Annotated in this window: 13 protein-coding genes and 1 pseudogene; 6 read left to right on the top strand and 8 right to left on the bottom strand. The window is 42.4% G+C overall.

Annotated elements, in window-relative coordinates:
- Positions 1–63: 63 nt before the first annotated feature.
- A complete protein-coding gene (locus DUN60_RS18480; RefSeq protein WP_061022113.1) occupies positions 64–1,662 on the top strand; it encodes an isocitrate lyase in 1,599 nt (532 codons plus the stop codon).
- Between the two features lie 221 nt (positions 1,663–1,883).
- Positions 1,884–2,462 (top strand): hypothetical protein, encoded by a 579-nt coding sequence (locus tag DUN60_RS18475; RefSeq protein WP_114634788.1) that lies wholly within the window; start codon positions 1,884–1,886, stop codon positions 2,460–2,462.
- A 118-nt stretch (positions 2,463–2,580) separates the two neighbouring features.
- Here the strand turns inward: DUN60_RS18475 and DUN60_RS18470 are convergent, their stop codons facing one another.
- Positions 2,581–2,955, bottom strand: coding sequence for a cystatin domain-containing protein (locus DUN60_RS18470; RefSeq protein WP_017074727.1), 375 nt, complete (start codon positions 2,953–2,955; stop codon positions 2,581–2,583).
- A 263-nt stretch (positions 2,956–3,218) separates the two neighbouring features.
- Positions 3,219–5,675: a M9 family metallopeptidase gene (locus DUN60_RS18465; RefSeq protein WP_114634787.1), complete on the bottom strand. Its 2,457-nt coding sequence runs from the start codon at positions 5,673–5,675 to the stop codon at positions 3,219–3,221.
- Positions 5,676–6,118: 443 nt separating this feature from the next.
- Here DUN60_RS18465 and DUN60_RS18460 point away from each other — a divergent pair, with 443 nt between their 5' ends.
- Positions 6,119–7,354: an acyl-homoserine-lactone synthase gene (locus tag DUN60_RS18460; RefSeq protein ID WP_114634786.1), complete on the top strand. Its 1,236-nt coding sequence runs from the start codon at positions 6,119–6,121 to the stop codon at positions 7,352–7,354.
- Positions 7,347–9,950, top strand: a complete 2,604-nt coding sequence (luxN, locus tag DUN60_RS18455) for a quorum-sensing autoinducer 1 sensor kinase/phosphatase LuxN (RefSeq protein WP_114634785.1) — start codon at positions 7,347–7,349, stop codon at positions 9,948–9,950. Before DUN60_RS18460 ends, luxN begins: the two co-directional genes overlap by 8 nt.
- A gap of 144 nt (positions 9,951–10,094) precedes the next feature.
- On the opposite strand, the gene DUN60_RS18450 is transcribed toward luxN, so the two are convergent.
- The 4 genes from DUN60_RS18450 to DUN60_RS18435 all read right to left on the bottom strand — a co-directional run bounded on the left by DUN60_RS18450 (position 10,095) and on the right by DUN60_RS18435 (position 14,426).
- Positions 10,095–10,364, bottom strand: coding sequence for a hypothetical protein (locus DUN60_RS18450; protein ID WP_114634784.1), 270 nt, complete (start codon positions 10,362–10,364; stop codon positions 10,095–10,097).
- Between the two features lie 47 nt (positions 10,365–10,411).
- Complete coding sequence (locus tag DUN60_RS18445) at positions 10,412–10,774, bottom strand: hypothetical protein (RefSeq protein WP_114634783.1); 363 nt, start codon at positions 10,772–10,774, stop codon at positions 10,412–10,414.
- A gap of 216 nt (positions 10,775–10,990) precedes the next feature.
- Positions 10,991–12,949 (bottom strand): DUF1566 domain-containing protein, encoded by a 1,959-nt coding sequence (locus DUN60_RS18440; RefSeq protein WP_114634782.1) that lies wholly within the window; start codon positions 12,947–12,949, stop codon positions 10,991–10,993.
- Between the two features lie 553 nt (positions 12,950–13,502).
- Positions 13,503–14,426 (bottom strand): LysR family transcriptional regulator, encoded by a 924-nt coding sequence (locus tag DUN60_RS18435; RefSeq protein WP_114634781.1) that lies wholly within the window; start codon positions 14,424–14,426, stop codon positions 13,503–13,505.
- Between the two features lie 213 nt (positions 14,427–14,639).
- Between DUN60_RS18435 and DUN60_RS18430 the strand changes: the two are divergent.
- A pseudogene (locus DUN60_RS18430) lies at positions 14,640–14,849 on the top strand (hypothetical protein); the annotation flags it as partial.
- 102 nt (positions 14,850–14,951) lie between these two features.
- On the opposite strand, the gene DUN60_RS25000 reads toward DUN60_RS18430, so the two are convergent.
- Positions 14,952–15,242 carry a hypothetical protein gene (locus DUN60_RS25000; protein WP_029225018.1) on the bottom strand — a complete coding sequence of 97 codons (291 nt, stop codon included), beginning with the start codon at positions 15,240–15,242 and terminating at the stop codon, positions 14,952–14,954.
- An 888-nt stretch (positions 15,243–16,130) separates the two neighbouring features.
- Between DUN60_RS25000 and DUN60_RS18420 the strand changes: the two genes are divergently transcribed.
- Positions 16,131–17,051, top strand: a complete 921-nt coding sequence (locus DUN60_RS18420; RefSeq protein WP_054545793.1) for a LysR family transcriptional regulator — start codon at positions 16,131–16,133, stop codon at positions 17,049–17,051.
- Between the two features lie 43 nt (positions 17,052–17,094).
- Here DUN60_RS18420 and DUN60_RS18415 read toward each other — a convergent pair whose 3' ends face one another.
- Positions 17,095–18,021 (bottom strand): LysR family transcriptional regulator, encoded by a 927-nt coding sequence (locus DUN60_RS18415; protein ID WP_114634779.1) that lies wholly within the window; start codon positions 18,019–18,021, stop codon positions 17,095–17,097.
- Positions 18,022–18,128: the final 107 nt, after the last annotated feature.

The following is an 18,128-nucleotide window of genomic DNA, read 5'->3' as shown; positions in this document are numbered from 1 at the left end:
TAATCCAAATCAAATGACCTCGCCAAATTGGCCAACATGTCCACGTGAAACTAAGGAATAGTTATGTCGCAAATTACACAAGATATCGAAAAGATTGAAGTTGCAAAAAGCGCTGCTGGTGCTCCATGGGATGCAATTAACCCAGAATCTGCAGCCCGTATGCGAGCTCAAAACAAATTCAAAACAGGTCTGGATATTGCGCAATACACGGCAGATATTATGCGTGCAGACATGGCGGCTTACGACGAAGACAGCTCTCAATACACTCAGTCACTGGGTTGCTGGCATGGTTTCATCGGCCAACAAAAGCTGATTTCTATTAAGAAACACTTTGATGGCAAGACAGACCGTCGTTACCTATACCTTTCAGGTTGGATGGTCGCGGCACTTCGTTCAGATTTCGGTCCACTTCCAGACCAATCTATGCATGAGAAAACGTCAGTTGCTGGCCTAGTAGAAGAGCTATACACCTTCCTACGCCAAGCAGATGCTCGTGAACTAGGTGGCTTATTCCGTCAACTAGATGCGGCACGTGAAGCTGGCGATGTGAATCTACAAGACCGAATCCAAGACAAAATCGACAACCACGTAACACACGTAGTGCCAATCATTGCCGATATCGATGCAGGTTTCGGTAACGCAGAAGCGACTTACCTAATGGCTAAGCAGATGATTGAAGCGGGTGCATGTTGTCTACAAATCGAAAACCAAGTAGCCGATGAGAAGCAATGTGGTCACCAAGACGGCAAAGTAACGGTTCCGCATGCTGACTTCCACGCAAAACTTCGCGCACTTCGTTACGCTTTCCTTGAACTAGGCATCGACAACGGCGTTATTGTTGCTCGTACCGATTCACAAGGTGCTGGTCTAACAAAAGAAATCGCAGTAGTGAAAGAACCTGGCGACCAAGGTGACATCTACAACTCATACCTAGATGTTGAAGAGATCGATGTTGCAGATATGGCTGAAGGTGATGTTTGCTTCAACCGTGACGGCAAGCTAGTTCGACCTAAGCGTTTGCCTTCAGGCTTATACCAATTCCGCGAAGGTACAGGTGAAGACCGTTGTGTATTCGACTGTATTGAAGCAATCAACGCGGGTGCTGACCTTCTTTGGATTGAGACTGAGAAACCACACATCGGTCAAATCAAAGAGATGATGGACGGCGTACGTGAAGTTCACCCTAACGCTAAGCTGGTATACAACAACTCTCCATCATTCAACTGGACGCTAAACTTCCGTCAACAAGCATACGACGCGCTGGCAGCAGCAGGTAAAGATGTATCAGCATACGACCGTGCAAGCCTAATGAGTGCGGAATACGATGAAACGGAACTGTCTGCAAGCGCTGACGAGAAGATTCGTACATTCCAAGCCGATGCATCTCGTGAAGCAGGTATCTTCCACCACTTGATTACTTTGCCTACGTACCACACAGCGGCACTGTCTACCGACAACCTTGCAAAAGAATATTTCGGTGACCAAGGCATGCTGGGCTACGTTGCGAATGTTCAACGTAAAGAGATCCGCCAAGGCATCGCATGTGTTAAACACCAAAACATGTCGGGTTCAGACATGGGTGATGACCACAAAGAGTACTTTGCTGGTGAAAATGCACTAAAAGCAGCGGGTGAAGCGAATACATCAAATCAATTTGATTAATCGCTAACAGCTTTCCCCCAATAAAATCTCCCCCTCCTCATTCCCTGTTAGGTTTTCGGAGGGAGGAGGTTTTGAGATGAAGCTTGTACTGCCAGCTTCATCTCAAAGCCTCAGATTTGTGTTCCATACCACTGTTACGCTAGAAAATTCTGTTTAAGCTAACTATATTCATATTTTTTGATATTCCTGTTTATTGATATTCCTATTTATTGAGAGTGCCCATGACTTCAATACCGACACACCTACAAGATGCAAAAACGTTGCTATCAGAAAATGGCTTCGCTACTGGTGATACTTGGTATCACGGCACGTCTTCAGCTTTACTTGCGTCTATTCAAGGTCAAGGCCTCAAACGCTCAGGCGACAAAGCCCTCAATGAAGCCGCTTTAAAAACTATGGCGACCATTGGCAACAACTACACAGAATCCGTTGAACCCGTCTTCTTAACTCAGAGTAAAGAACTGGCGTATTACTGGGCTCAGCAAACCATTCGCGAGCGCAGCACTCGTTTTGAGGGTGAAGAGCACCCTATCGTGTTAGCCGTCAATCTATCTGACAAACAACAAGCAAAAGTCAGACCGGATGTAGGCGCAATGAGCCTGTTGATGATGAGTGTTGGCGAGCAATTCATAGCTCATTTAGCTCAAGTCTATCAAGAGAACAACATCTCAGGCCCAGATATTGAACTGCGAACTGCTGACCGTATGGACTACTTGAATAAACTTGGAATGGCGTACATTGATGAAGACATCAGCCGTGCTTGTGTTCAAGAGTTATTGGAACCCGAACTGACCAGCTAATACCGTTCAATCAACCGACCTTAATTAGAATTAAAAATGGCTCCCAATACGGAGCCATTTCTACTTTCTGTATACAAACATAAGTTACCTAAAAATATAGGTAGTGAAAATATCCATACTATAGACACAGACGGCCTTGCTGCGCAGCTTGCATCATTTCGATATCACCTTGTAGCGAACGATAAACGACGGTATTCCACACCTCACCATTATCCATTTCAAACTCGATAGCATAGTTCAAACCAGCGACGACCTGAGTTCGAACACTCAAGATTTGTTTGAGCTCGGCAGCGGTATTCATTTGACCAAGAACCGCGTTTAAAGCTTGCTCAGCTTGAGGTGTGATATCACTTTTCGACCAACCGCCAGTAAGGTTCTGAGTACTACAGATTGGATTCGCCTTCTCTTGTGATTGAGTCATCACTTCGCCCTTCTGACTGCATCCAGCTAAAACTACGACACCTACCAAAGTAACCAATAATGCTTTTCTCATAAATCCTCACTAAATAATTCATTCAGCCATTAACGAGTGCTCACTCGCAAAGATGTTTCATATGCCTTCAAGATTAAACCTCAAATGTCATCACTTCATCAGGAATCATGGTGTCGCTAATCCATAAACACAGAACAGTGTCAGAAAAAACAAAGCCGGACATTCATGCCCAGCTTTTATCCACCGGATATTGTGACCCTTTATAGGAGTAACGTTTTAGATGGTGTTATTTGTTAATGCCATTTTTTCTAGTGCTATGTTGGTTAATGAAAGTACACCAACATCTCGACATCATCCCCTTGTTGTTCTGCACTCAGTAAGAAGTGTAAATAGCCTTCTTCTGTTACAGGGATTTGCAGATACTCATTACTGCCTACGTAGTTAGACGCATACTCGTGCTGCCCTGCGGTTGGCCAATATGTACTGCTAGCAAACAGATCGACATTACCAGTATCTGGTTGAGCGGTGTTTTTGTCCGTTAACCACACTCGTACCTCTTGCACACCTTCTGGAACATACACCGCAGCATAGCGACGTTGATGAACCGTCAGGGTTTGAGCTTTACCAGATTCAAAGATCACTGGTGTTAAATCATCTTGTTCTTGGATTGGTGGTGTTGGCGTTTTTGTCTCTACGGATGCCACCAGCGTCACATCACTAAAATCGGTGCGACCCGTGATGCTCATGTAGTAACGACCCGGTTTGATAAAACCCGATGAACTAGGTTCGAACGCCACAACTTCATTGCTGCCGTTGCCGTATTGGCTAAACTCGAAGTCGTAATAATGCGCCTCTTTACCGTAACTCATATAGAGGTCAGCATCACCTTGGCTTTGGCCCAGAGCATTACCTTCAATCGAAACCTCAAAATGCGTGGTGTTCTCTGGTACATCAATGTAGAAAAGCTGTTCGCTATAAGCCGTGCCGGTTAACAGCACATCTTGATTTGAGACAAGCACAGTGACTTGATCTGTCGGCTCTGTGGGATCAGTCGGCTCTCCTGGGTTAGGATCCGGGTTTGGTATTTCAGGCTCGGTTGAAACTGATTCTAACCAACGTTCAAACTCACCATTGTATTGCTGACCCAACACTTTTACCTGTTGCGCCCATTCGGAAAACTGACCAGTACGAGACAGTGCCAACAAGCTCTGCACTTCTTGAGGATGTTCTTCCATCATAAAGCGCACCGCCAAGTAGCCCCAGCGATAGATACGATTAGAATCATGGGAGTAAGTGGTTGCAAGCACATCCGATAAGCTCATCTTCCCGCTGTTAATCAAGCTTACCGCAGCATCGTAGCCTTGCTTGTAATGCATGTACTCGGCAAAACCTTCTAGCCACCACACGACGTAGCCATGCGCCAAATTGTCGTTAAACGAACCATATTGGTTAAAGCGGGCATCGAGATAGTGTGTGTATTCATGTTCTAAATTGAGAATAGCCAGGTCATCACCATTATCGTAACGATAAGCTACAAAACGCGCTACGTTGCCTACCTCTGATGGGTTTCCTTCTAAGTACTGACCACCGTTGTCTGTGGTGTTACCAAATAAGAAAGCGGAGTAATCCACATAGCTGCCTTTGCTCCCGAACACCGCGACTTCTACTCGGTCGTTGTTATCGTCTGCGACGGGTTGTTGAGCGGTATTTGCCACTTGATGAAAATCCGCCTCTTTCGTTGCCAACACATCACACGCTTCCATAGCTTGTGACTGGCTTAAATCTTGAGAACGAATAATTGCAGGCCCTTGGCATTCATGACGGTTAGGAAGTACACGCATGGCTAGATCGCGCTTGGCTTGCTCAATATCAAAGCCATTTAGACCTTCCGGTGCGAAATAGCTCATCATTTCTACTGCCGCTAACCAAAGTTTATCATGTGCACTCCCCAGTGGGTTTTGCGCCATCACTTGTTGCATCATTCGCAGTGCTTTTTCTTTGGTGGCTTTGTCTGGACTTGCTAACAAACGACCCGTTTCACGCACCGCGTTGTAAACAAGGAAGCTCGCATCAGTATCCAACGCCCACGTGTTATCACGAGCAAACGCCGCAAGCGTATCAATATGTTGAGAATTGCTTGCCATGTAATCATAAAAGTCATCTCTAGCCGCATGACCAGCCATTGCTCGAAACAGATTGTTTAGCCCGTCGACCCATTGTGAGTCTTGCGCGGTCTCTCTATTGAAGTGGCTCAGTGCCGCAAGTTGTGCATCCATTGTGAGTGGCAGTTGCTTTACGTTATCAACCATTAGCGTCAGGCTTTTCATTGCTCCAACTTGTTCACGACCTTGGTCTAGCGCAGTAGGATTAGCTAAGAAGGCAATGGTTGACTGAGCAAACCGCTGGCTCAACGCTTCACTGAAGTCTTGTGCTTGCGCGTTATAGCGAACGTAATAAGCCGCACGAACAAACTCGCCAAGGTTTTCTAGTTTACGAGCTTGTTCTTCTTCACCTCGATAACGGGCAATTTCTAGGCTCAGCGTGGCTTGAATGCGGCTTAAGCTCGCTTCACTATAAATATTGTTTAATGCATTCTCAGATGCAGAGAACCAAGAACCATAGCAACTGTAGTCCGCCGTAGAGACGGAAAGAGCGAGATCAGAGGCCAACTGAAGATCAGAAACATCACATTGATTTTCGGCAAAAGAGAAACTGGAAACACTGGCAAGCACACAAGCGATCGCCAAACGATGACGTGGGAATAAACGGGTATGAGACATACAACACTCATTAGTTAATTATATATTTCGGGTCGCCGTTATATTCCTTACGATTAACAAGGTGAATTCAGTTGCTTATGATTTATGAGGTTGGTTCAAAAAATAGATATTTTGCGTTATTTTATAAATTCAAAGGTTTATGCTCGACAAGAACTCATAAGCTCAAAACACTATCGAATAATACAAACTACTGATAATAAGGTAGTTTATTTAATCATTAATTGATTTAGATATGGCAAGGCTATGTTGTTAAGGATGACCGCAAGTAGTAAACTTGCGACCGATTATGCAACTTATCTCTCAAGTCATAGACTCAAGTAACGTTACGGCAGACTCGCTCCAAGTAACATGACTCAAAAAAATACTAAAAAATTTGTGTCCTGTAGACAGTGCAAATCGAATAAAAATAATTATATAAACCTAGGCTAGGTTCGGTTAATCAAATGAAAATAACGTCGTCTTTAGGCTCACTGTTGGCTAGCAGTCTGTCTATCGAAAAAAAACAGCGAGCGCTGATAGAGCTCGTTATCAGTACTTATCAGCCACAAGAACGCACTGCTCTTTTCCAAACCATTACAAAATATCGCACAAGCCAGCTGGAATTGCTTTTCCCTGAGCATCAAAATAACAGCTTCTCAGTGCTATTTGAATTGATGGACTATCGTGATCTCATCCAACACTATCCAAACACTTTATCGACAGAGATGACGTTGCTGGAAACGGCAGCCGGCGATTGTTACACACATTGGTTAGACTTTTGGTGTGAATGTGAAATTGCCGCAATAAAAGCGAAATCACCATTCGATGCGAGTGTATCCTCTCATATAGAACTCCCTATCAAAGACAGCGCTTACTACGGTGCCATCATTGAACAGATAGAAAATGATCAGCTTATGGTGCAAACACCCTGTCACCCTCAAGCCATGCCAATCAGTGATGCCATCGCGTTAAGTAATCTTGAGGTTTTTATCAAGGGAGAGAAATGGTTTGAGATGCTACCTTTACTCCACCTTTCACAAACGGGTAAGCACTTTATTTTACTCAAACACCCGACCGATGAAGCTTTCCCAACCCTAGTTTCTTCTGCGTTGATTCAAGATTGGTCTAAGAATGAAACTTGGTTAAGTTATGCGCCACCGTTCAGCAATGAACAGTGGCAATACTGTTTACCCGATCATGGTTACGATGATTTGGCTGGGTTACAGATATTCACACCGTCTACACTGTCAAAATGTCATTCTCTCCTAGAATTTGATAATAAGTTTCAGTTACAATTGTCTGACAAAAGTGCCATATGTGAAGTGCTCCGCCTGACAGTAAGCGGTAATACTCAACAAAGACTCTATTTCCTCTATCTCGCCCAAAAAGAACTAATGAGTGTATTGCACCAAGTAGGGTACAAAATCGGCTTCACCATTATCGAGCAGCCTTTCATGCTCCAGTTTTATCAAGCTATCGATCCCAAAGCGTATTTCCATTCTGGATATTGCGAGTTGAATGATGACGGTACAACCATTTATCGTGGATTGTGGAATTTCGAAGTGATGGTCAAAGTATTTAATAACACCGATTTTCGTCGCTACAAACGCGCAGTGCGTGAGAGTAGAAAGCTAGGCTCAGTAAAAAAAGTAAGCTCGATAGAAAAACTAAGTTCGGTAAAAAGAGATGAACATGTTTGATTTCGGCCTAGAGGCGATCATCTATGCCAAAGCGATAACGCTTCTTATGACGGCAGCAATCGTAGTGATGTGGTTACTCTACTATTGCTATCGTCTGAAGCAAAAAAATGAAGCCATCGCGGGCACGCACCATGTGCCTTACATTGCTTACTCGGTTTGCATTGTTGCGTGGATCAGCAGCAACGCGTATTTCCATACCGACTTATTACCGGAGCTTGGCGCTTCGGCCGCGGTGTTGGCGGCAAAATTTGCCAATCTCGCCTCTTTCTTTGCGTTTGCATTTGCCTACTACTTCTCGTGTCAGCTCGCAGCCGAGCAACGCAATGGTAAAGTACACATATGGCAACAGGCTATTTTTGTCGGCTCATCAGTCTACGCCCTCTTTATTAATTTAAGTCCGGGGTTAACCGTTGAACACGTCGACATTGTCGGCCCAAGCCAATTCGTTATTGAGTTTGGTCCTCATACGCCATATTTCTTTATCGGACTGGTGAGCTTTGTTGTCCTGACCTTAACCAACCTTGTGGCCATGCGAGCTAATAGCAGCAAACTCATACTCGCCAAAACCAGTTACATGATTGCGGGCATCTTAGTTTTCATGCTTTCTACCGCAACCATTCACCTTGGCATGACATACTTCATGCATGATTTTTCACTAACCTGGTTACCACCAGCATTGTCTATTAGCGAGATGCTGTTCGTTGGTTATGCCCTGCTGACCTCTCGCTTCTACAGTGTTAAATACCTAGCTTATATGAGCCTTAACGCGCTATTGGTGTGTGCAATTTTAGTGATACCTTTCGGCGCAATATTCATCCCATTGACCGACAACAACCAATGGCTAATCGCGATACCTATCTGTGCGCTTATCGGCATTACTTGGCATGTACTCTACAAACGCGTGAGCCATTACGCCTCTTTATTGGTTTACAGAAACAAGAAAACGCCTGTACAGCAAATCCTTGCTTTAGAAGAAGACTTCAAACTATCGATTGATGATGCGATGCGTCGCTTGGGTAACCTACTGCAAATTCCAGAAGACAAATTGCGCCTCGTTAACAGCAACTACAACGAGACCTTCTACGAAGACTACCTTTCAACAAATAAGTCCGTTTTGTTATTCGATGAACTTTCTGAAGAGTTAGATTACGCAGAGCCCACGAAAAGCTCGATCAAGGCGCTTTATGACAAGATGAGCTCAAATAACACAGCCTTAGTTATGCCTTTGTTTGGTCAAGGGCAGTCTGTCTCGCACTTATTGATATCATCACACAAGAGCAACGACCAGATGTTTTCTAATGAAGAGATCTTGGCACTGCAAACCCTGTTAACTCGTGTGCAAAGTACCATCGAAGCTGATAGACGCATTCGTCAAAGCCGAGCACTAGCGAACTCAATTGCTCATGAGATGCGTAACCCGCTCGCTCAAGTACAATTGCATTTTGAAGTACTCAAGCAGCACATTGATAACCAGGCACCAGCAAAACAGATACTGCTTGATATTGAGAACGGCCAAGCTGCCATTCAACGTGGGCGACAATTGATTGACATCATCTTGCGTGAGGTCAGTGACAGCTCACCGGAGCATGGGCCGGTTGCGATGACCTCTATTCACAAAGCTGTGGATCAGGCAGTAAGCCAATACGGTTTTGAAAACGAGAAGATTATTGAGCGAATTCGTTTACCACAACATGCTGATTTTGTCGCAAAACTCAATGAGACCTTATTCAACTTTGTCATTTTCAACCTGATACGTAATGCGATCTATTACTTTGATTCTTATCCAGAGAGCCAAATTGAGATCAGCACTAAAACCGGATCGTACGAGAACATTCTCATCTTCCGAGACACAGGTCCGGGCATTGACGAAACCATTGCTCATAAGATTTTCGATGACTTTTTCTCGTATCAAAAAAGTGGTGGTAGCGGCTTAGGATTAGGTTATTGCCAACGCGTAATGCGCTCATTTGGCGGTCGAGTTGAGTGCCACTCTAAACTGGATGAATTTACTGAATTCCACCTGTATTTCCCAGTGGTACCTAATGCGCCCAAAGCAGACGCGCTTCGTACGCCTGATTTCAATGATTGGAAACAAAGCCAATCAACGAGTAAAGATAAAACCAAAGCGGATATACAAGCAGGTTTACAAACGAGTCAACATGATCCAAGTAGCGTTCAAGAACAATTAGACCACCTCGCACCCACCGTGCTCATCGTCGACGACAAAGAGGTACAACGCACGCTTGTTCAAATGTACTTAAACCGACTTGGTGTAAATAGTTTACAAGCAAAAAATGGTGAAAATGCCGTTGAGCTTTTTAGAAGCAATCAAGTCGATTTGATCTTAATGGACGTGCAAATGCCTGTAATGAATGGCTTTGATGCAAGCCAGATCATCAAAGCGCGTTCACCTCAAACACCCATCATTGCTTTGTCTGGGGAGTCGGGACAACACGAGTTAGATATGATCAGCAAACTGATGGATGGTCGCCTAGAGAAGCCAACCTCTTTGAAAGCACTGCAACATGTACTCGATAACTGGTTGAAGAAAGACATGAGATCGAACGTTTCTAAAGAAACACAAAGTGAAGATTAGATGCAATAAAGTCGCTGATCCTATGAGAACAACGACTCGATAAGTAAACCAGCAATTGGACAACCCAGTGATTAATCAAAAATCCCCGCAAGAGCCTCTCTTGAGGGGATTTAAAAATTCAAAGGGCTCGGTATCAATAATTTACTAAAGCTCTTTAATCTCGATTTGGCGCAATGCTTCCATGTACTCTAGAGTCTCGTTTACATCGATGGGTTCGTATAAGCGCAGTACTCCCGCCCAACCTTCAGAAACTTCAAAGTCATATTCAGCACCAGTATCACAATTGAACGTGACCGAAACGGTACCATCACCGTTGTCACGCATGGACTCGCCAGACGCATAGAATTGCTCAGAATCAATCCAACCATCCGATCCATAAGTGGTTAGAGAGTAGTAACCACCTAAAAAAGCCAACTGTCTTTAATCGTTTTGATACCACAACTGAGACGATTTGGTTCGCTTTAGATAGCTTCTTCAAACTCAGCAACTATTTTGTATTTAGAGCCTACGAACGTAAAAGTACTACCAACGGCTATATTTTTCTCTACAGAAGCGACTTTTATGCCATCAATCATAAGAGTACTGGATAAATAATAATCCTTGTTATCACCTTTTATTTCAGAGAGTTTTGTTTCTACTTCCACCACCTTATTTTCTAAATTTGTTATAAAATCAACCTCACCTTTTAATAACGTTATTTTGGGTGATACAAGCAATTCATCACCCTCAAAAATCTGGTAAGACACTGTATACGTAGGACTACTAAGTGCCAAGGCTAAACCGGAAATCAATAATGAAACTATCAGAGCTATCATATTTCTCATTGTTTTATATCCTTAACTAATTAAACGTTTAATAGAAAGCTAAAGAAGTAGGAATGTTGTTACCCCTCAATAGAAACGTACCCCCCTAGGGTAGGTACGTACATTAATTCAATATTAACGATTCCACCCCTCTTTATGTAAAAACAAATAGCTTAAGGTAACAACGAAGTGGTGTTAACTGAAGACTGTGCAATAAGGGGCTATAGGAACTATAAGTTAATTGCTGATGCAGGACACATATGAAGTAAAGAAGTCTTCGTCCGTACGCTTAAAACTGGTATCTCCAGTTACTAAGCTAACCGTCACTTTACTAGTAGTATTCTGAAAGGCAGTTGTAGACCAATACTGATAAAAACTTGTAGCCCAACCAATAAGAGTCATATCCTCATTTACTATCTGTAGTGACTTCAAAGCACTTTCAGTAGGTAAGCTCCAACTCTTGCCATTAAAACCCATTGAAGACAAAGTGTCGCACCATGCATTAGCTTCTCCCCAATTGACTAAAGCGAATAGCTTACCATTGGTTTCATACTCGCTTTCAGTACTAAAGCCCAATGATTGGGTAACTAATACATTTGGGTTGGATACAAAATCATTCCCAAGCTCATCTTGGTTCACGTGCAAACATAAACCATATTGATCAGAGTTTTCACATGCCAAAAGATCGACTTTATTAATAGTTACAATATCTTGAATGTTACTATCGTACTTATATGTCGCGATAACGTCTGCGGTTTCTTCGCCATCGGTTTTTACGGTAACTAACCCATTTTCATCAATTGCCCATCCAGAACCAGTAGTATGCCAATCAACTAATGAACTTACGTCACTACCATCTGACTTCGCGATCAGTGCCAGTTGCCCGTCTTGAATTATTTCAAATTCATCACTACCATTTTTAATCGCAATTTCTATATTATCGACAGGCAAGCCAACCATTAAGTTTTCTTTACCTTGCGGCGGGTTCCTAGGATCAAGTAAAGTTAATTCAGCAGTAATATCTGCACTTTGACCAGAAGATGTTGATGTCACGCTCCCTTTATTATCAACACTTAATAGGTAGTTACTGGTTTTCCATTCTGCAATCTCACGTACATGTAAAACCTCGCTCAAGTTACCTTTTGTTACTGTCAACAATGCTTCACAGTCAGTAGAACCATAAAATGGATTGTCATTGCATTCGACTACGAGATGATCAGAAAAGTTACTTTTACCTAAAGTAGTCAGTGTTATATTTTCTTCTAATATGTCATCGATATGGCTATTAGAGTATATTCCAGATACTTGGCAGTCATTCAGTTCAATACCAACTTCTTTAGTAACAAGGTAGCCATTATCAATGACACAGTTACCCTCAGCTGACCAAACTACATCATTTGACACATCGACTTTAAATACATCGCCTGAACGTTCAATAATTAATTTGGCTTCAAGTTCCTCAGGAAGATTTTGTAACAGAACTCGTTGTGAATTGTCTTCTGGGTTACTAAAACCAACATCTAACTCTAAATTAACCTTCTCTATATCATCGAATGCAATGACTTCAACACTAAATTCACTTTCTTCATACATTGTATTTTCATCAAAAACGGCAGAAAGTGTGGCTGTTCCTTGAGCTACTGGTGTTGCAACTCCATTACGAATAGTCACTACATCAGTGTTGTTCGAATACCATTGAGAAGTTTTAGTTACATCCAGTTTTTTATTAGGTAAAGTTGGTTCATTAAACAGGAAATTTGCGCTATACGTGCCTGGGACACCAACTAACATAATTGAACTCCCAGAAACATCAAACGCATTATGGTTTAAAGCTTGCACTTCAACTCTGTGACTAGCATTCTGGTCAGAGTAATTCGCACTCACGTGCATATTATCCTGTCTATCATATGCCCAAAAAACGTTTAGATGTTGTTCATCTATACGCAAGCCATCACTATGATCCCAGTCTACCGATTCTAATTCCAGAATAGAACCATCATTATAGGTACCCATGGCTTTGAACTCTGTTGGGTAACCTAGTGGAGCAATTGCTGTTCTTCTGTCCCCCGACATCAACTCGGTGACAGGAAACAATTCGAGCTCTATTAACGCCTTGTCTTGTCTACTATCAGATGACTCTTTGCAGCCTGATAACATAGCTAGAGCTACTAAACTCCAACAAATTTTCTTATTCATCTAAAAACCTTACATAAAGCGCTTTAACGCTTTCCTAAAAAATGTTATTCAACTTCACACCAACTATATAATTTATCTATGTTCAGGCTTAATTAATAAAGTCTGATAACAAAAAATAAGATAATAGCTCGTATAAAAGACAGAACTCTATTTGATGAAGAGATAATAGAACATTTTAACTAAGGTTATAGAACAAAGTTAATTCACAATTAATTAACCAACAATTAAGCCCTGCTTAACGAAAAACACACATACTCTAGAATTATTTAATCTAGTGGATACATTAAAATAATATAAACTTTATTACTTACCTTGGGTGGGTTTTTACTAAATATAACCTTTGCTTATTCTTATTAATCAACACGCGGTATATTATTAATGAATAATTATTTCATTAATTTCTTAAAACCTTACAATCATGCCGCGCATTGCTTGCTCGACTTGATTTTATTTTTATATATTAATGTCTGTAAATCATCTTAGAATTAAACCAAGTAATAACTTTGGCAATAGTCTTATCGATCAAGCTACATACTTCCACCCTAAACAAATATCATTCGTTATCTTTTTCAAACATCGCAACCTCAATCAAATCGAGTAACCACTTATATTTTGCTGAATGCTGATTTCTTTTGTGGATATAAGCAAACACCTCAATATCATCAATCCCACCTAAACCTTCAACTGTAATAGCACGAATATCATGACGATGCTGTTCAATTACAGGGACCATACAGGGTGCGAGTACGTTACTTTGCTTAACTGTGTCTATAAGTCCAACAACAGACGTTGTCCTAAGGCTCATTTTTAAGGAGGTTCCCCGCAGAAGCGCTTCTTCTTCGATGCGCGACTTTTTACTCTTATCAAAGTACGCCAAATCAATGTGAGCGAAAGGGTAACAGACTAGTTCTTCCACTTTCGCTTTAGTGCCTTTAAATGGATGAGCCATTCTTGCAGCAAGCACAAATTTCAGGTTACCCAAAGGCACTGCGATGATTTCAGAGGGGAGCTCATTAGTACCAAAATGAACCACAAAATCGACTGTGCCGTGCTGAAGTTTTTCCAATGAATGCTGAGAGATAGTGTGAGTCACTAGCGTTGCTTTTGGGCTCTCATTAGATACCTGTTGGTAGAGCGCCGGAGTCAACCAAGACAAGATGTGTGGGTTGGCTTCAATGTGAAACGTATCTTCTAACCCAGCAGGGTTAAATCGTTTACCTTCTGCAATCGCAGTGAATAGCCCATCAAGTAAAGGGGAAATACGTTGATAAAGTTGGTCTGAATAAGGAGTTGGTAGGAATTGCTTGTTGGATAAAACAAACAACTCTTCTCCCAGGGACTCTTTCAACTTCTTGATACTTTGACTTACCGCCGACGTTGAAACAAACAACTTCTCACTCGCTTTACGTAAGCTTTGCTCTTGATAAACCACCACAAACACTTTCAATAGGTTTAAATCAACATTACTTAATTTCATACCAGCCCATAAAGAATCGCTTAACAAATAATTGAGTTTATGTGAACTTTATTAACAATGTCTAGTTTGTATGGTGGTTTCAGTATCCAAACGAAGACGGTGATCACCGCATCGAATTTAACTATCAGTTTTAACTGAGCGTTTTTAGCTAACAGCTTCAATTTCAAAGAACAGTTTCAAACTACGCATAGAAACAAGCCTATGCCGAAGTTAAGCCAGATCATCAAGGCGCGTTCACCTCAAACACCCATCATTGCTTTGTCTGGGGAGTCGGGACAACACGAGTTAGATATGATCAACAAACTGATGGATGGTCGCCTAGAGAAGCCAACCTCTTTGAAAGCACTGCAACATGTACTCGATAACTGGCTTGAGAAAGGCTGGGCGTCGAACGCTTCCAAAGAAGCCGAAGGTAAAGAGTAGATGGCTAACAGCTAACAAGTTAATCAACGACTGATAAAAATCCCCGCAAGAGCCTTTCTTGAGGGGATTTTAAAATTCAAAGGGCTCGGTATCAATAATTGACTAAAGCTCTTTAATCTCGATTTGGCGCAATGCTTCCATGTACTCTAGAGTCTCGTTTACATCGATTGGTTCGTATAAGCGCAGTACTCCCGCCCAACCTTCAGAAACTTCAAAGTCATATTCAGCACCAGTATCACAGTTGAACGTGACCGAAACGGTACCATCACCGTTGTCACGCATGGACTCGCCAGACGCATAGAATTGCTCAGAATCAATCCAACCGTTTGCGCCATAAGTGGTCAAAGAGTAATAACCGCCACGACCTTCAAAGTCTAGGTTTGGTGTTGGAATCGTCCACTCTTGGCAGGTAGTTTTACCTTGGCCGGGAACACGCTCCAAATATTGCGCTGTATCTGCCGGTAGCCCTGCATAGCCAAACGCCGTCACATATTTGAAATGGTGATCTTCCACGTCATCTAACGTGGCGCCAAACCCTTTCAAGCCCTCAATCGGTGCGCCATGTTTCATGACGTTGTTGATGAGTTTTAAACGGTAATCTTCAACGTCGCTTGGGTTGTAACCTTTGCCTTGATAAGGCTTGGCTGAGTTCGCTTTTATAGAGAGTAGACTCTGGCGGCGCTTAGTGTCTTCAATAGAATCAGCTATACGTGTTCTTGCTAGCACATGAACATGAGTACCCTTCGTCAGATCATCAGCGGTTAGAGTTAGCGTTTCGCCACGGCGAACCACTTTATGCAGAAGATGATTTTCGTCCATGATATGAATGATCTGGAAATAATCGTTATCTTCTTTTGGTACATGGAACGTTGCACCTTCTGATACGTCAACCACCATCGTCGAGTAAACGACATCACGATTTGAGCGAATCACCGTTTGTGCGTCTTTGGATACTGGGTCTGCGTGCAGCCAATGGTTTACGCCCACTTTGTTTTGTAATCCAAGGAAGTTCCAATCAGACTCGGCTTCAGGGTAGTTATCCCAGTTAACACCACCAACGGCAGCATGGTCATAGGTAGATGAACGATTGTTGTCCTCTGCCGTTACAGCAAATGCGGTTAATGCTAGTAGCGTCGCTAACGTCGTTTTATTCATGATGGTTTCTCGTGTTTGTTTCGATGAGCTCAGTATGTAGATGCGCCGTGATATACTCCAATTGATTATATGAAAACAAGATATACACTTTAGGTATATCTAATCATCTTTGTTCTGGATCCCACAATGATAATAAGTAACCGCTTTAAGCGCTTAGACCTCAACTTACTTAAAGTATTGAAGGTGTTGATCGAGGTGAAAAACACTCGAAAGGCGTCAGAACTCCTGTTTACGAGCCAACCCTCAATCAGTCGTTCATTACAAAAGCTACGCGACTACTTTGACGATGAGTTATTTATACGCTCACAACATGGTTTAGAGCCGACCGCTAAATTACTTGAAATTAAACAAACCTTGATGCCAGTGTTACTACAATTAGAACAAGTGCTTGAACCAGAATCTGAGTTTGATGTCGCTCAATTTGATGGCACCGTGAACATTGCTATCAATGGATTCATTGCCAATAGCATCTCGGCGAAGCTGATTAATATTCTGTTAGCACAAGCCCCGAAGGTGAAAGTGAACATCGTCGATTGGGGAGTAAATACATCGGACTTGATGACCTCTGGTGAAATCGACTTAGGAATCAATTACTACCCATTAGAATTATCTAAGCAGGTATACCAAAAACGAATCGCGAGTGATGACTTTGTCTTGATCTGCCGATCTGGGCATCCGCTTGCTGACTCATTATTACCACAAGATCAGGAAGAGCCGCTTCAATTAGCAAGCTTAGTCGTGAGTGATTGGAACGAGAATATTGCACTTGCCCCTAACGTGCTAGCGGACGTTGGAATCAATACTGAAGTGAAAATACGATCGACCTATCTACACAGTTTATTGTCAATCGTAAAACAGAGTGATGTGTTGTTCCCTTGCTCTAAATTACTAGCGAACTCACTATCTGATGAGTTTTCATTTGTGAAATTCCCTCACATACCCAACATGCCGAACAGTGATATTGGCATGACCATTGGACGTAAGCACCGTAACCAATCCAAAATACGCTGGCTTGAATCGTGTATTGAAGAAGTGTTCACAAGATAACGGTGTGCTTGCTATCACCGACAAAGACAAACCAGACTAGCGATTACGAGTGATTAGCATCCACCATCGCAGTTTCAATCAAATCCAGTAGCCATTTGTATTTTGAGGAATGTTGGTTTTTCTTGTGAAGATAGGCGAATACTTCCATTTCCTCAGCCCCCTCCTCTAATCCTTCAATCACGATTGAGCGCAATACTCCCTTATGTTGTTCAATCACTGGAGGCATACAAGGGGCAATAATGTTGGAGTGCTTGATCGTTTCGATGAGTCCAACAATTGACGTGGTTCGAAGCGCCATATTGATCGACTTGCCTTGGCTTAAAACTTCTTCTTCCAATCGCGAGTGCTTGTTTTGGTCGAAATAAGCGAGGTCAACATGAGCGAATGGAAAGGACAACAAATCATCAATTGTAGCGATAGACGCCTTGAAAGGGTGATCAGCCCTTACCGCCAATACAAACTTTAAGGTCACGAGAGGCACGGCAATGATCTCGGCAGGCAAACTCTCCGCTTCAAAATGAATAACAAAATCAACGTCGTCACTTCGAAGTCTTTCTAACGAGTTTTGGGAACTAGTATGGCTTATCAGCCTAGAAAGCGGACTTACCATTGAGAGTTGATGGAAGAGGGCTGGTGTTAACCAAGGCAAAATATGAGGGTTCGCCTCTATCTTAAAATCTTCGTTTAGATCGGCAGGAGCAAACTGCTTGCCCTCCTCTATCGCCGTGACTAATCCGTCCAGTAGTGGAAAAACACGTCGATACAAATCATCGGAATAAGGCGTTGGTAGAAACTGCTTATAAGACAAAACAAACAGCTCTTCACCTAACGATTCCTTGAGCTTTTTGATGCTTTGGCTTACCGCGGGTGTCGAAACAAACAGTTTTTCGCCGGCTTTGCGCAAGCTCTTTTCCTGATACACCACCACAAAAACTTTCAGTAAGTTCAAATCGACATTGTTCAGTTTCATAACACAACCATAAAGCACAGATTAACGAGTGGTTAAGTTTATATGAATTAACTTAACGATGTCCACTTTGTATAGTTATCCCACATTCACGAGTTACACGGACGTAG

The sequence above is a fragment of the Vibrio splendidus genome, from assembly GCF_003345295.1.
Classification (GTDB): domain Bacteria; phylum Pseudomonadota; class Gammaproteobacteria; order Enterobacterales; family Vibrionaceae; genus Vibrio; species Vibrio splendidus_K.
The sequence above is the reverse complement of the archived record's forward strand: the minus strand, read 5'-3'. Positions and strand labels throughout refer to the sequence as shown.

Bases quoted from the DNA above. Each gene is read 5' to 3' on its own strand.
- DUN60_RS18445 (WP_114634783.1), bottom strand. From the start codon at position 10,774: ATGAGAAATATGATAGCTCTGATAGTTTCATTATTGATTTCCGGTTTA.
- DUN60_RS18420 (WP_054545793.1), top strand. From the start codon at position 16,131: ATGATAATAAGTAACCGCTTTAAGCGCTTAGACCTCAACTTACTTAAA.
- DUN60_RS18470 (WP_017074727.1), bottom strand. From the start codon at position 2,955: ATGAGAAAAGCATTATTGGTTACTTTGGTAGGTGTCGTAGTTTTAGCT.
- DUN60_RS18440 (WP_114634782.1), bottom strand. From the start codon at position 12,949: ATGAATAAGAAAATTTGTTGGAGTTTAGTAGCTCTAGCTATGTTATCA.
- DUN60_RS18415 (WP_114634779.1), bottom strand. From the start codon at position 18,021: ATGAAACTGAACAATGTCGATTTGAACTTACTGAAAGTTTTTGTGGTG.
- DUN60_RS18460 (WP_114634786.1), top strand. From the start codon at position 6,119: ATGAAAATAACGTCGTCTTTAGGCTCACTGTTGGCTAGCAGTCTGTCT.
- DUN60_RS18465 (WP_114634787.1), bottom strand. From the start codon at position 5,675: ATGTCTCATACCCGTTTATTCCCACGTCATCGTTTGGCGATCGCTTGT.
- luxN (WP_114634785.1), top strand. From the start codon at position 7,347: ATGTTTGATTTCGGCCTAGAGGCGATCATCTATGCCAAAGCGATAACG.
- DUN60_RS18475 (WP_114634788.1), top strand. From the start codon at position 1,884: ATGACTTCAATACCGACACACCTACAAGATGCAAAAACGTTGCTATCA.
- DUN60_RS18480 (WP_061022113.1), top strand. From the start codon at position 64: ATGTCGCAAATTACACAAGATATCGAAAAGATTGAAGTTGCAAAAAGC.
- DUN60_RS18435 (WP_114634781.1), bottom strand. From the start codon at position 14,426: ATGAAATTAAGTAATGTTGATTTAAACCTATTGAAAGTGTTTGTGGTG.